We start from the raw sequence: 13,887 nt of genomic DNA on the forward strand, positions 1-13,887 counted from the left end.
CTATTTTTTTATTCGTTAATCAACATTATTTGTCAATTTTATTGTATTTACGTTGTGCTTCGCCTGTGTATAGTTGACGAGGACGGCCAATTTTCTGACCTGGCTGGCTTAACATTTCATGCCAGTGAGATACCCAACCTACCGTTCTTGCTAAAGCAAAAATACAGGTAAACATATTCGTTGGAATACCAATCGCCTTAAGAATAATACCTGAGTAAAAATCTACGTTCGGGAACAATTTCTTTTCAGCGAAGTATGGGTCGCTAAGGGCGATACGCTCTAGCTCCATGGCAACATTCAACAACGGATCGTCAATGTTTAATTCAGCCAATACTTCATGGCAGCTTTCACGCATAACGGTTGCACGTGGGTCAAAGTTTTTGTAAACACGGTGACCGAAACCCATTAAGCGGAAAGGGTCGTTCTTATCTTTAGCGCGGTCGATAAATTCAGGAATGCGATCCACTGAACCAATTTCTTGCAACATGTTTAAACACGCTTCGTTAGCACCACCGTGAGCAGGACCCCATAATGATGCAACACCAGCGGCAATACATGCATAAGGGTTAGCGCCAGATGAACCCGCTAGACGTACCGTAGACGTAGATGCGTTTTGCTCATGGTCTGCGTGCAATGTAAAGATTCTGTCAACTGCGCGAGCCACCACAGGGCTGATTTTATAATTTTCAGCCGGCACAGAGAACATCATATTTAAGAAGTTTTCAGCGTATGACAAATCGTTACGTGGATATACAAATGGTTGACCAATATTGTATTTGTAACACATGGCGACCAAAGTCGGCATTTTAGCAACTAAACGATAAGCACTGCGTAGTCGTTGATCTGCGTCTGAAATGTCTAAATCATCGTGATAGAACGACGCCATTGCGCCAACTGTACCGCACAACATCGCCATAGGGTGCGCATCACGGCGGAATCCACGAAAGAAGTTATTAACCTGATCGTGTACCAAGGTATGACGCGTGATGGTGTCTTTAAAATCGCGATATTCTTCGGTTGTTGGCGTTTTGTCATGTAACAACATGTAACATACTTCAATGTAGTCAGCGTCACGTGCCAAATCTTCAATTGAGTAGCCGCGATGGAGCAAAATACCTTTCGCGCCGTCTATGTATGTGATTGACGACTCACATGAGCCTGTCGCCATAAAGCCCGGATCGAAAGTGAAATAACCGCTAGCTCCCAACGTACGTACATCGATTACATCATGCCCTGCAGTACCAGATAGAATCGGAAGTTCGACCTCTACATCACCTGCTTTCAAAGTGGCTTTATTGTCTGCCATGTATTGCTCTCCTCAGAAATGTTCTGTTTGCGATAAACCGCATTTTATGATGATTATCGGGAAAAATTGGCGCTATTTGTACTCAGGTTGACGCCATAAGTCAATTTAAAACCATTTTTGCTTAATAATTATTCATCCTCATTCTACCCTGAATATTCATTCTAATTATGCATATAATTTATGCTTGATTATAAACCGTTAATAACGAACAACAATTGTATTTATTGGCGTCGCTGGATATACTCGTGCCTGTCGTCTAGCTCTTGTTAACATGAATAATAAAAGCAACAACTTGTTTACAATGTGGCAACAATCTAGGCGGTAGGACACATGTATCTTTAAGCGATTGGTAAGGTGCAACACATTACCAAACAATGACTAGACAACCTACGGGTAAAACAGGCATCAAAACGTGAAAAAGCAGAGACCAGTTAATTTACAATTAAACACAATCAGTTTTCCCCCTGCAGCTATAACTTCTATCCTTCATCGCATTACCGGCGTCGCAATGTTTTTTGCGTTGCTGTTTGTGATCTGGGCTTGGGCGGAATCTGTATCTTCTCCAGACGGTTTTGCATTTGTGCAAGAACAGATGTCGGGAGTTATCGGTAAAATAATCGCTATCGGTACCATTTCAGCGCTTACCTATCACATTCTTGGCGGTCTACGTCATTTAGTGATGGACATGGGTTACTGGGAAGAACTTGAGTCAGGGAATATCAGTGCGAAAATCGTTATCGGTTTATGGATTGTTCTGACTGTCGTTGTAGGAGTTTTATTATGCTAACTAATCAAGCTAACTTTAAGCGTGACGGCGTTCAAGATTACGTTACTGTGCGCGCCACTGCCATCATCATGACTGCGTTTACTTTATATATGCTGTGGTTTTTCCTTAGCACTCCAACAGTGACCTATGAAATTTGGCACGGGTTGTTTTCTTCTTTAAGCATGAAAGTATTCACTTTTGCGGCGTTAGTGTCTGTGATGCTGCATATTAGAATTGGTTTTTGGCAAGTGCTAACCGATTACGTTAAATCAACGGGCCTTCGTGCTGTTGTGCAATTTTTTATTAACCTGGTGGCGTTTGTGTATGTTGCTGTAGGTTTGTTTGTTTTGTGGGGTCTATAAATGAGTATTCCAGTTCATGAGTTTGACGCGGTAGTAATTGGTGCTGGCGGTGCAGGTATGCGCGCCGCATTGCAGATTTCTGAATCAGGAAAGTCTTGCGCATTACTGTCTAAAGTATTTCCAACACGCTCACACACAGTATCTGCTCAAGGTGGTATTACGGTAGCACTGGGTAACTCCCACGAAGATAACTGGGAATGGCACATGTACGACACCGTAAAAGGGTCAGACTATATTGGCGATCAAGATGCCATAGAATATATGTGTAAAACAGGTCCTGAAGCCATTATTGAAATGGAAAACATGGGTTTGCCTTTCTCACGTTTCGAAAACGGTAAAATTTACCAACGTCCTTTCGGCGGTCAGTCTCAAAACTTTGGTGGCGAACAGGGTGCACGTACTGCAGCCGCAGCTGACCGAACCGGCCATGCGCTGTTGCATTTGTTGTATCAACAAAATGTAAAAAACAAAACCAAAGTGTTCAGTGAATGGTATGCCCTTGATTTAGTTAAAAACCAAGACGGTGACGTCGTTGGATGTACCGCAATCGATATCGAAAGCGGTGAAGTGGTTTTCTTTAAATCCAAAGCGGTTGTGTTAGCAACAGGTGGAGCAGGGCGTATCTTTGCCTCGACTACTAATGCGCACATTAATACTGGCGACGGTGTTGGCATGGCCATCCGTGCTGGTGTACCTATGCAAGACATGGAAATGTGGCAGTTCCACCCTACGGGTATCGCTGGTGCAGGAACATTGGTAACTGAAGGTTGTCGCGGTGAAGGCGGTTACCTACTTAACAAAGATGGCGAACGCTTCATGGAACGTTATGCGCCAAATGCTAAAGATTTGGCTGGTCGTGACGTAGTTGCCCGCTCGATGATGACAGAAATACGCGAAGGCCGTGGCTGTGAAGGACCTTGGGGTACGCACCTTAAGTTAAAACTCGATCACTTAGGTAAAGACGTACTTGAGTCTCGTTTGCCAGGTATTCTTGAATTGTCACGTACATTTGCCCACGTTGATCCTGTAAAAGAACCTATTCCAGTTATTCCTACCTGTCATTACATGATGGGCGGTATTCCAACCAACGTGAACGGTCAAGCGTTAAGCATTGACGCACAAGGTAATGAAAAGCCGATTCAAGGTTTATTCGCTTGTGGTGAAATTGCATGTGTATCAGTACATGGTGCAAACCGTCTTGGCGGTAACTCGTTACTTGATTTAGTGGTATTTGGTCGTGCGACTGGATTGCACCTCGGTAAAGCTATCGACGAAATTGAGAGCCGCGAAGCGTCTTCAGATGACATCGACGCTGCACTCGTGCGCTTTAATCGCTGGGAAAGCTCAGAAGCCGGTAAAGGCGAAGACCCAGTACAGATTAAGAAAGACTTACAGAAATGCATGCAGCTTAACTTCTCGGTATTCCGTGAAGGCGATGCAATGGCTGAAGGTCTTAAAGAGCTCGGCGAAATTCGTGAGCGTTTGAAATCAGCTCGTCTTGATGACAAGAGCAGCGATTTCAACACTGCGCGTATCGAGTGTCTTGAACTAGACAACTTGATGGAAACCGCATACAGCACAGCTGTAGCCGCTAACTTCCGTACAGAAAGCCGTGGCGCACATAGTCGTTTTGATTTCCCTGACCGTGATGACGACAACTGGTTATGTCACTCTGTTTACTTGCCTGAAGGTGACAAAATGTTGAAACGTGACGTAAACATGACACCTAAACTACGTGAAGCTTTCCCACCGAAAGCTAGAACTTACTAAGAGGAGTTAAGCATATGCAATTATCATTTTCTGTTTATCGCTATAACCCAGATGTAGACAATGCTCCTCGTATGCAAGACTACAAACTTGAGGTTGAAGAAGGTCAAGACATGATGGTGCTTGATGCACTTATCGCGTTGAAAGAGCAAGATCCTACATTGTCATTCCGTCGCTCATGCCGTGAAGGTGTTTGTGGCTCTGATGGTGTGAACATGAACGGTAAAAACGGTTTGGCGTGCATCACGCCTTTGTCTGCCCTTGGTAGCAAGAAAATCGTTGTTCGTCCTTTACCTGGTCTACCTGTGGTACGTGACTTAGTCGTTGATATGACTCAGTTCTATACTCAGTACGAAAAAATCAAGCCGTTCTTGATTAACGACAATAACCAACCGCCAGCACGTGAGTTTTTACAATCACCGGAAGAGCGCGAGAAGTTAGATGGTTTGTACGAGTGTATTTTATGTGCTTGTTGTTCAACTTCTTGTCCTTCATTCTGGTGGAACCCTGACAAGTTCATCGGTCCTGCGGGCTTATTGCACGCTTATCGCTTCTTGGCTGATAGCCGTGATACCGCAACTGAACAACGCTTGGGCGATCTAGACGATGCATTCAGTGTGTTCCGTTGTCATGGGATTATGAACTGCGTTAGCGTTTGTCCGAAAGGGCTGAACCCGACGAAAGCAATCGGACATATCAAGTCCATGCTGTTACAGCGGGCTGTTTAGTTTTTAATTCTGTAAGTTATCTCTGCAGAATGATAATGTCTAAATAGCCATCCCAAATCGGGTGGCTATTTTTTTATTTTACAAACTGTAGTTTAAGGTGAGCATCCGCAAACCTTTAAAAGGTCGTGTGCATCTGCACATTTAATTGTGAGTCTTAATAAAATTCAAGGGACAACAATGCAACAAAGCGTGATGAAAGCATGGTGGGATTCTTCTCACATGGCTGGTGGCAACGCTGCTTATGTAGAAGAACTATACGAAGCATATCTTGAAGACGCGAAAAGCGTATCTGACGAATGGCGTGCTATTTTCGACAAATTACCCAAGGTCGAAGGAGCTGAGCTTGAGACTAAGCACAGTGAAATTCGTGACCAATTTCGAGCATTAGCTGCATTGGGCCCTGTTGCTCGAGCAGGGACTGTTTCTACTGGTACATCTCATGCCAGCGATGAGAAACAAGTTAAAGTATTACAGCTTATTAATGCATACCGTTTTCGCGGTCACCAACACGCAAACCTTGATCCATTAGAACTGTGGAAACAACCCAGAGTTCGCGATCTTGAATTGTCGCATCACTCGTTATCAGAAAAAGATTTCGACACTGTATTTAATGTCGGCTCTTACGCCATAGGCCAAGACAGTATGAAACTGGGTGATTTGTTCAAATCACTTAACCGTACTTATTGTGGCTCTATTGGTACTGAGTACATGCACATTACCGATACAGAACAGAAGCGCTGGTTACAAGACAGAATCGAATCTGTACAAGCTAAGCCTGAAATTTCTCGCGATGAGAAGGTCGCCATTCTTAAAGGCCTAATTTCTGCTGACGGCATGGAAAAATACCTAGGGGCTAAATTCCCAGGGGCTAAACGTTTCTCTCTTGAAGGGGGAGATGCATTGGTGCCTATGCTTAAAGGCTTGATTAGTCATGCAGGCGAATGTGGTACTAAAGAAGTGGTTGTCGGTATGGCTCACCGAGGACGTATTAACGTTCTTGTTAACGTACTAGGCAAAAACCCGTCTGTTTTATTTGATGAATTCTCTGGTAAGCACGACAACACTTTAGGTGCTGGCGATGTTAAATACCATGCTGGCTACTCGTCAGATTACGCTACCCCGGGCGGCAACGTGCATTTAGCACTTGCTTTCAACCCGTCTCACCTAGAAATCGTTAACCCAGTGGTTATCGGCTCGGTACGTGCGCGTCTAGATCGCAGAAACTGTGAAGATGGCTCTGTGGTATTACCGATTACTATTCATGGTGATTCCGCTATCGCTGGCCAAGGTGTAGTTCAAGAGACATTTAATATGTCTCAAACACGTGGTTTTAAAGTGGGCGGTACGGTGCGTATCGTTATCAACAACCAAGTTGGTTTCACCACCTCAAACACGGAAGATACTCGCTCTACTCAGTATTGTACTGATATAGCTAAAATGGTTCAGGCGCCAATCTTCCACGTGAATTCAGATGATCCAGAAGCGGTTATGTTTGTGACTAAACTCGCCCTTGATTATCGTAATAAATTTAAGCGTGACGTGGTTATTGACCTTGTTTGTTATCGTCGTCACGGACATAACGAAGCCGATGAGCCAAGTGCAACTCAGCCGTTGATGTACAAAAAGATTAAAAAGCATGCTGTACCTCGTCAGCTTTATGCAGATCAATTGTTGGCTGAAGGCTCAATTGAAGCACATGAAATTGAGAAGTTAGTCTCTGATTATCGTGCAGCACTTGATCATGGTGCCTGTGTGGTAGAAGAGTGGCGCCCAATGACTGAACATTCAGTTGACTGGACTCCCTACCTCGGCCACGATTGGACAGCGCCTTACGATAAAGAAATCAGCGTTGAAAAGCTAAAAGAACTGGGCGACAAGTTATGTAGCTTCCCTGAGGATCTTAAGCTTCAATCACGCGTAGGTAAACTATATCAAGATAGACGAACCATGATAGAAGGTGAGAAGCTACTTGATTGGGGTATGGCAGAAAATTTAGCCTATGCTTCTATCGTTGACCGTGGCTCAAACATTCGTATGACAGGTCAAGATTCAGGTCGTGGTACGTTCTTCCATCGTCATGCAGTATTACACGGTCAGAGTGACGGTGAGACATATATGCCGCTTACTCATTTGCATGCTGAGCAAGGCAAAATGGAGATATATGACTCTGTGTTGTCAGAAGCAGCTGTGCTGGCCTTTGAATTCGGTTATGCCACGGCTGAACCGGGTACATTAACCATTTGGGAAGCACAATTCGGTGACTTCGCAAACGGCGCTCAGGTGGTCATCGACCAATTCCTAAGCTCAGGTGAAGCGAAATGGGGCCGCCTATGTGGTCTTACTATGTTGCTTCCCCATGGTTACGAAGGCCAAGGTCCAGAGCATAGCTCGGCACGTTTAGAGCGTTTCTTGCAAATGTGTGCTGATCATAACTGGCAAGTGTGTGTTCCATCAACACCGGCACAAGTGTTCAACATGTTGCGTCGTCAGGCTATTCGTCCGATGCGTAAGCCATTAATTGTTATGTCACCTAAATCATTGTTACGTCATCCATTAGCCGTTTCTTCCCTTGAGGAGTTGTCGACTGGCGTATTCCAAAACGTGATTGATGAAATTGACGAAATGGATGCCTCGAAGGTGAAGCGCGTCGTGATGTGTTCAGGCAAAGTGTATTATGATTTACTTGATCAGCGCCGTAAGAGTGAGCAGGATGATGTTGCTATTATTCGTATTGAGCAACTATACCCGTTCCCACACGCTGAAATTGAGCCTATCGTCAATAAGTTCAAACACGTTACCGATTGGGTTTGGTGTCAAGAAGAGCCACAAAACCAAGGTGCTTGGTATTGTAGCCAACACCACTTTTGGTCAGCTATTCCTAACGGCGCAAAATTGAGCTATGCCGGTCGTAACGCATCTGCGTCACCAGCGGTAGGGTATATTTCTGTTCACAACCAGCAACAAAAAGAGTTGGTTGATGATGCATTAACTATTAAATAAGGATCCAGTATGTCAATAGATATTAAAGTACCGGTATTGCCAGAATCTGTGGCCGATGCATCAATTGCCACTTGGCATGTGAAGGTAGGTGAACAGGTTACTCGCGATCAAAACTTGGTTGATATCGAAACCGATAAAGTGGTACTTGAAGTGGTTGCTCCTGCAGATGGCGTATTAAGCGACATCCTAGATGAAGAAGGTGCAACGGTACTAGGCGAGCAAATCATCGCAAAATTTGAAGAAGGGGCTGGTGCATCTCAAGCAAAAGAGCAAAGTGCACCAGCAGCAGAGAAAACATCCAGTAATAAAGGTGAGTCAGTGGAGATTAAAGTACCTGTTCTGCCCGAATCAGTGGCAGATGCAACCGTAGCAACATGGCATGTTCAACCAGGCGAAGCGGTCTCTCGTGACCAAAACTTGGTTGATATTGAAACCGATAAAGTGGTTTTAGAAGTGGTTGCTCCAGCCGATGGCACCTTGAGTGACATTCTCGCTCAAGAAGGCGAAACGGTAATGGGTGAGCAAGTGATTGCTAATTTTGCTGCAGGCGCTGCGCCCGCTAAAGCTGAAGCCCCTGCAGCCGCTAGTAGTGATGCAGGTGGGTCAGACAATGACGCCTTGAGCCCTTCAGTACGCCGTTTATTGGCCGAAAAAGGCATTGATGCTGCGAGCATTAAAGGTACAGGTAAAGGCGGTCGTGTGACCAAAGAAGACGTTGAGAAATCATTGTCTGCTCCTGCCAAAAGTGCAGCACCAGCAAAAGCTGACGCATCGGCGACTCCTTCACTAGGCGGCGAGCGTTCTGAAAAACGCGTTCCTATGACACGTCTACGTAAGACAATCGCAAGTCGTTTGCTTGAAGCGAAAAACTCTACGGCTATGTTAACAACGTTTAATGAAGTCAACATGAAGCCCATCATGGAACTACGTAAGCAATATCAAGAGTCGTTCGAGAAACGTCACGGTATTCGTTTAGGTTTCATGTCTTTCTACGTTAAAGCGGTGACAGAAGCACTTAAACGCTTCCCAGAAGTCAATGCTTCTCTTGACGGTGATGATATTTGTTACCATAACTACTTCGACGTATCGATTGCGGTGTCTACCCCACGCGGTTTAGTAACACCTGTATTGCGTGATTGCGATACGTTGGGTATGGCTGGTATCGAAGGTGGCATCAAAGCGCTAGCACTTAAAGGCCGTGATGGTAAATTGTCAATGGCTGATATGCAAGGTGGTAACTTCACTATCACTAACGGTGGTGTATTTGGTTCATTGCTTTCAACCCCTATTATTAACCCACCACAGAGCGCTATCTTGGGAATGCATAAAATCCAAGATCGTCCTATGGCGGTTAATGGCAAAGTAGAAATTTTGCCTATGATGTATTTAGCACTTTCTTATGATCATAGAATCATCGACGGTAAAGAGTCTGTTGGTTTCTTAGTTACGATCAAAGAAATGTTAGAAGATCCAACGCGTCTGCTACTGGATGTTTAATAGGATCTAAGCGGGTAAATCATTGATTTACCCGTTTCTTGCCGTTGTTGTTTCTATAATATCGGCTAACAAAATCAAGCTGCCAAGCGCGGCTTTTTTCTTAAACAAAACGGATAGAAAACCATGAATTTGCATGAATATCAGGGTAAACAATTATTCGCTGAATACGGTTTACCTGTATCTGAAGGATATGCTGCGGAAACTCCGCAGGCGGCAGTTGAAGCTGCAGATCGTATTGGCGGTACTGAATGGGTTGTGAAATGTCAGGTTCACGCTGGTGGTCGCGGTAAAGCAGGTGGCGTTAAGCTTGTTAAAAACAAAGATGAAATCAAGGCATTTGCGCAAAAATGGCTTGGTCAAAATTTGGTGACTTATCAGACAGATGAAGCTGGGCAACCAGTAAGCAAAATCTTGGTTGAAAGCTGTACAGATATTGCTCAAGAATTGTACCTAGGTGCAGTTGTTGATCGTGCTTCTCGTCGCGTTGTTTTCATGGCATCTACCGAAGGTGGTGTAGAAATTGAGACAGTTGCTGAAGAAACACCTGAAAAAATTCTTAAGGCTGAGATCGATCCTCTAGTAGGTGCTCAACCTTACCAAGCTCGCGAAATCGCGTTCAAACTTGGTCTTAAAGGCGTTCAAATCAAACAATTCACTCAAATCTTCATGGGTTTGGCTAAATTGTTTGAAGAAAAAGACATTGCACTAATCGAAGTTAACCCGCTTGTTATTAAAGAAGACGGCAACCTTCATTGTCTTGACGCGAAAGTAGCGATGGACAGCAACGCTGCATATCGTCAGCCTAAGCTTCAAGAAATGCACGATCCTTCACAGGAAGATGCACGTGAAGCACAAGCGGCTAAGTGGGAACTTAACTACGTAGCACTTGATGGCAACATCGGTTGTATGGTTAACGGTGCAGGCCTAGCAATGGGCACAATGGACATCGTAAACTTACACGGTGGCTCACCAGCTAACTTCTTAGATGTTGGCGGCGGTGCAACCAAAGAGCGTGTTGCTGAGGCATTCAAAATCATCCTTTCTGATTCAAATGTTGCAGCCGTTTTGGTTAACATTTTCGGTGGTATCGTTCGTTGTGACATGATCGCTGAAGGTATTATCGGGGCAGTTAAAGAAGTGGGTGTAACCATTCCTGTTGTTGTACGTTTAGAAGGTACAAACGCAGAGCTTGGCCGTGATGTATTGGCTAACTCAGGATTAGATATCATCGCTGCTTCTAGCTTAACGGATGCTGCGAAACAAGTTGTTAAAGCTGCCGGAGGTGCCGCATGAGCGTACTAATCGACAAAAACACCAAGGTAATCTGTCAAGGTTTCACTGGTGGACAAGGTACTTTCCACTCAGAACAAGCTATCGAATACGGTACGCAAATGGTTGGTGGTGTTACGCCTGGTAAAGGTGGCACAACTCATCTTGGTTTACCTGTTTTCAATACTGTGCGTGAAGCTGTGCAAGAAACCGGCGCAACTGCGACAGTTATCTATGTACCAGCGCCTTTCTGTAAAGACTCTATCGTTGAAGCTGCAGATGCAGGTATCGAATTGATCGTTTGTATTACTGAAGGTATCCCTACGCTTGATATGCTTTACGTAAAAGAATACGTAAACGGTAAAGGCGTGCGTATGATCGGTCCTAACTGCCCAGGTGTTATCACTCCAGGCGAATGTAAGATTGGCATCATGCCTGGTCACATTCACAAGCCAGGTAAAGTAGGTATCGTTTCTCGTTCAGGTACATTGACGTATGAAGCCGTTAAACAAACAACTGACGAAGGTTTCGGCCAGTCTACTTGTGTTGGTATCGGTGGCGACCCTATCCCAGGCTCTAACTTCATCGACATCCTACAGATGTTCCAAGACGATCCTAAGACTGAAGCAATCGTAATGATTGGTGAAATCGGTGGAACGGCTGAAGAAGAAGCGGCTGCATTCATCAAAGCTAACATCACTAAACCTGTTGTTTCTTACATCGCAGGTGTAACTGCACCTGCTGGTAAGCGCATGGGTCATGCTGGTGCGATTATCTCTGGTGGTAAAGGTACTGCTGACGACAAATTTAAAGCACTTGAAGATGCAGGCGTTAAAACTGTTCGTTCACTTGCTGACATTGGTCAAGGTCTTCGTGAAATTACCGGTTGGTAAACTTGCTTAGTACTTATAAAAACCCGCTCTTGTAGCGGGTTTTTTTATGGCTTAACTAAATAATTTAGTTATTTGCTAGTGTGGACATATGCTCATTTAATCCTGGGATATATTCAGCGCCGTGAATAATCTCTATGCTAGAGTCACTGAAATCATCACCTATGGGCTCTATTCGCCCTCCTAAACACGAGCCTAAAAATGCTTCGGTAACGGCAAAAAACGAAAGGTTATTTTCAGGCTTGTTAAAACCGTGACCTTCGTCGGGGTATAGTACGTAAGTTACTGGAATATCGCGGCTTTTCATTGCGTCAACGATTTGGTCAGACTCAGCTTGTTTTACTCTAGGGTCATTCGCTCCCTGGCCAATGAGTAACGGCTTTTCTATCTTGTCCACATGGGTAATGGGCGAGCGTGCTTTAAGCAGCGCTAAACCTTCTTCGGTAGCAGGGTTGCCCACCGACTCGTAGAATTGCTGACGAAAGCTCTCCCAGTAAGGGGGAATTGAATCGAGCAACGTCACTAAGTTTGAAGGCCCTACAATATCGACTCCACAGGCAAACGCTTCTGGGGTAAAGGTGAGTCCTGTTAGAGTAGCGTAGCCACCGTAACTTCCCCCCATTATGGCGACTTGGTCATCCGTGGTAATACCTTGTGCTACCGCCCATTCTTTTGCATCAATTAGGTCGTTGTGCATAGCACCTGCCCACTCTTTGTTCCCTGCGTTTAAAAACGTTTTACCAAAACCTGTTGAAGCGCGAAAATTAACTTGCAGTACGCTATACCCTCGATTTGCTAGCCATTGAGCTAAAGAATTAAAGCCAAATTGGTCCCTCGCCCAAGGGCCGCCGTGAACCAATAATACGAGAGGGGAAGACTGCTCGGGTTTGCCGTCTTGGTTAGGATCTGACACCAAGGGCAACGACAAGTAACTCACTAAATCTAGATTATCCCGCGATGGAATAACCACTCCGTGCATAGTGGAAAGAGGTAGGTTATTAACTTCTGGCTGGGTAATGAATAAATCAGTCAATTCACCGCTTGTGGTATCAAATACTTTATAAATAGGTGATTGATTACTTTGGTCAGTGAATACCGTCCAAAGCGAATTATCTAATGTTTGCGCTAAAACTTGTGACCCACCATTCAATTGGTTGTTCAACTGTTTAATCGGGGTAATGAAAGCGTCATCAATGGCGTGCCACACAGGTTTAATGAAGTTTAGTGCATAGGCTAGGGGCACATGGCTACGAGGATGTAAAAGTACATTGGTAACATCTACTTTATCATCGCTAGCAATGACTGTGGGCGTCGTTTCTCCTATAGGCAAGTATACAAGCGCGGCGGTGTCTCGCTCTCGCGTATCTATCATGTATATGCCTTGATTCTGTTTATCGAAGCCAAGAATATTAAAAACTTGTGAATCTGCAAAGGGCACTTTAAACCACAAGCGCCATTCATTATTCGCTTTAGTGAAAATATGGCTCGAGCCATCTTCAGCAGTCTTAACCGCGAGCCTTACTTTTAAGTTATTGTCTAATTTGTAATGAGCGTAGCCATCGTTTTGTTCAAGTAAGGTGCGCTCTGCGGTAGCCACGTTAACTTGATACATGTCGTGCCATTTTGCGTCGCGGTCATTCATACCCACAATAATCGTGCCCGGGTGGGCCTCACTCTGGTGCATCTGATCAGCTTGCACCCCTTGATATGGCGTTAGGTCTTGTCTGTCACCGCTACCGACATCCACACGATGTAAATGCCAGTTTTCATCGCCATTTTTGTCTTGAGTGAAAAAAACATATTGGCTGTCTAATGACCAAAAGTGGGTTGGAATACCGCGTCCAGTGTCTTGGGTTATGGGTTTTGCACTAGAAAAGTCGCCAATCTGTCCGACCCAAAGATTCATAACACCCTCTACTGGCGCTCTAAAACTCATGCTGTTTCCATCCGGGCTGATACGCCCTTGATATCGACTTGGGTTGCCCAGCAAAACCTCTCTAGAGATGAGCATAGACGGAGATGATTTTTGATTAAGTGAATTTGATTCTTGTTGGGTTGTTTGAGAAGTGTTGGGCGCACATCCGATTAACGTGAAAAATACGCTCAATGTAAAAGCGTAAAGCAGTGAATTTTTCATTTGATTCCCTTGCAGTTAGCGTTTGATATGGGCCAATACCACTTGGCTAAACCTTTGTCCCTGTGTTTGCTATATGAATATAGCTCATAACGCGAAGTATATAATGTCGTTTTGAAAGGGGGGATTAGGTACTCATTTAGTCGTGTTTTAATGGGGGGGAAAACG

Annotated in this window: 10 protein-coding genes; 8 read left to right on the forward strand and 2 right to left on the reverse strand. The window is 44.6% G+C overall.

Translation table 11 applies throughout. The features are described 5' to 3' along the window. Positions 1-25 precede the first annotated feature (25 nt). A complete protein-coding gene (gene gltA, locus GMES_RS16095; protein WP_006993804.1) occupies positions 26-1,306 on the reverse strand; it encodes a citrate synthase in 1,281 nt (426 codons plus the stop codon). 412 nt (positions 1,307-1,718) lie between these two features. Here gltA and sdhC point away from each other — a divergent pair, with 412 nt between their 5' ends. The 8 genes from sdhC (at position 1,719) to sucD (ending at position 11,588) form a co-directional block, all read left to right on the forward strand. Continuing rightward, positions 1,719-2,093, forward strand: a complete 375-nt coding sequence (sdhC, locus tag GMES_RS16100; protein WP_033187562.1) for a succinate dehydrogenase, cytochrome b556 subunit — start codon at positions 1,719-1,721, stop codon at positions 2,091-2,093. Continuing rightward, the gene (sdhD, locus tag GMES_RS16105; RefSeq protein ID WP_006993806.1) at positions 2,087-2,434 is read left to right on the forward strand and encodes a succinate dehydrogenase, hydrophobic membrane anchor protein; all 348 of its coding nucleotides are present in this window, start codon (positions 2,087-2,089) and stop codon (positions 2,432-2,434) included. Before sdhC ends, sdhD begins: the two co-directional genes overlap by 7 nt. Further along, on the forward strand, positions 2,435-4,204 hold the full coding sequence (sdhA, locus tag GMES_RS16110) for a succinate dehydrogenase flavoprotein subunit (RefSeq protein ID WP_006993807.1): 1,770 nt from the start codon (positions 2,435-2,437) through the stop codon (positions 4,202-4,204). A gap of 14 nt (positions 4,205-4,218) precedes the next feature. Next, the gene (locus GMES_RS16115) at positions 4,219-4,929 is read left to right on the forward strand and encodes a succinate dehydrogenase iron-sulfur subunit (protein WP_006993808.1); all 711 of its coding nucleotides are present in this window, start codon (positions 4,219-4,221) and stop codon (positions 4,927-4,929) included. 177 nt (positions 4,930-5,106) lie between these two features. Further along, the gene (gene sucA / locus GMES_RS16120) at positions 5,107-7,929 is read left to right on the forward strand and encodes a 2-oxoglutarate dehydrogenase E1 component (RefSeq protein WP_006993809.1); all 2,823 of its coding nucleotides are present in this window, start codon (positions 5,107-5,109) and stop codon (positions 7,927-7,929) included. A 9-nt stretch (positions 7,930-7,938) separates the two neighbouring features. Continuing rightward, the gene (gene odhB, locus GMES_RS16125; RefSeq protein ID WP_006993810.1) at positions 7,939-9,426 is read left to right on the forward strand and encodes a 2-oxoglutarate dehydrogenase complex dihydrolipoyllysine-residue succinyltransferase; all 1,488 of its coding nucleotides are present in this window, start codon (positions 7,939-7,941) and stop codon (positions 9,424-9,426) included. 123 nt (positions 9,427-9,549) lie between these two features. Then, positions 9,550-10,719 (forward strand): ADP-forming succinate--CoA ligase subunit beta, encoded by a 1,170-nt coding sequence (gene sucC, locus GMES_RS16130; RefSeq protein ID WP_006993812.1) that lies wholly within the window; start codon positions 9,550-9,552, stop codon positions 10,717-10,719. Next, complete coding sequence (gene sucD / locus GMES_RS16135; protein ID WP_006993813.1) at positions 10,716-11,588, forward strand: succinate--CoA ligase subunit alpha; 873 nt, start codon at positions 10,716-10,718, stop codon at positions 11,586-11,588. Before sucC ends, sucD begins: the two co-directional genes overlap by 4 nt. A gap of 64 nt (positions 11,589-11,652) precedes the next feature. Here sucD and GMES_RS16140 read toward each other — a convergent pair whose 3' ends face one another. Continuing rightward, entirely contained in the window at positions 11,653-13,722 is a 2,070-nt protein-coding gene (locus GMES_RS16140; RefSeq protein ID WP_006993814.1) for a S9 family peptidase, read from the reverse strand. Between the last annotated feature and the right edge of the window lie 165 nt (positions 13,723-13,887).

It is taken from the genome of Paraglaciecola mesophila KMM 241 (assembly GCF_000315015.1).
GTDB lineage: Bacteria > Pseudomonadota > Gammaproteobacteria > Enterobacterales > Alteromonadaceae > Paraglaciecola > Paraglaciecola mesophila.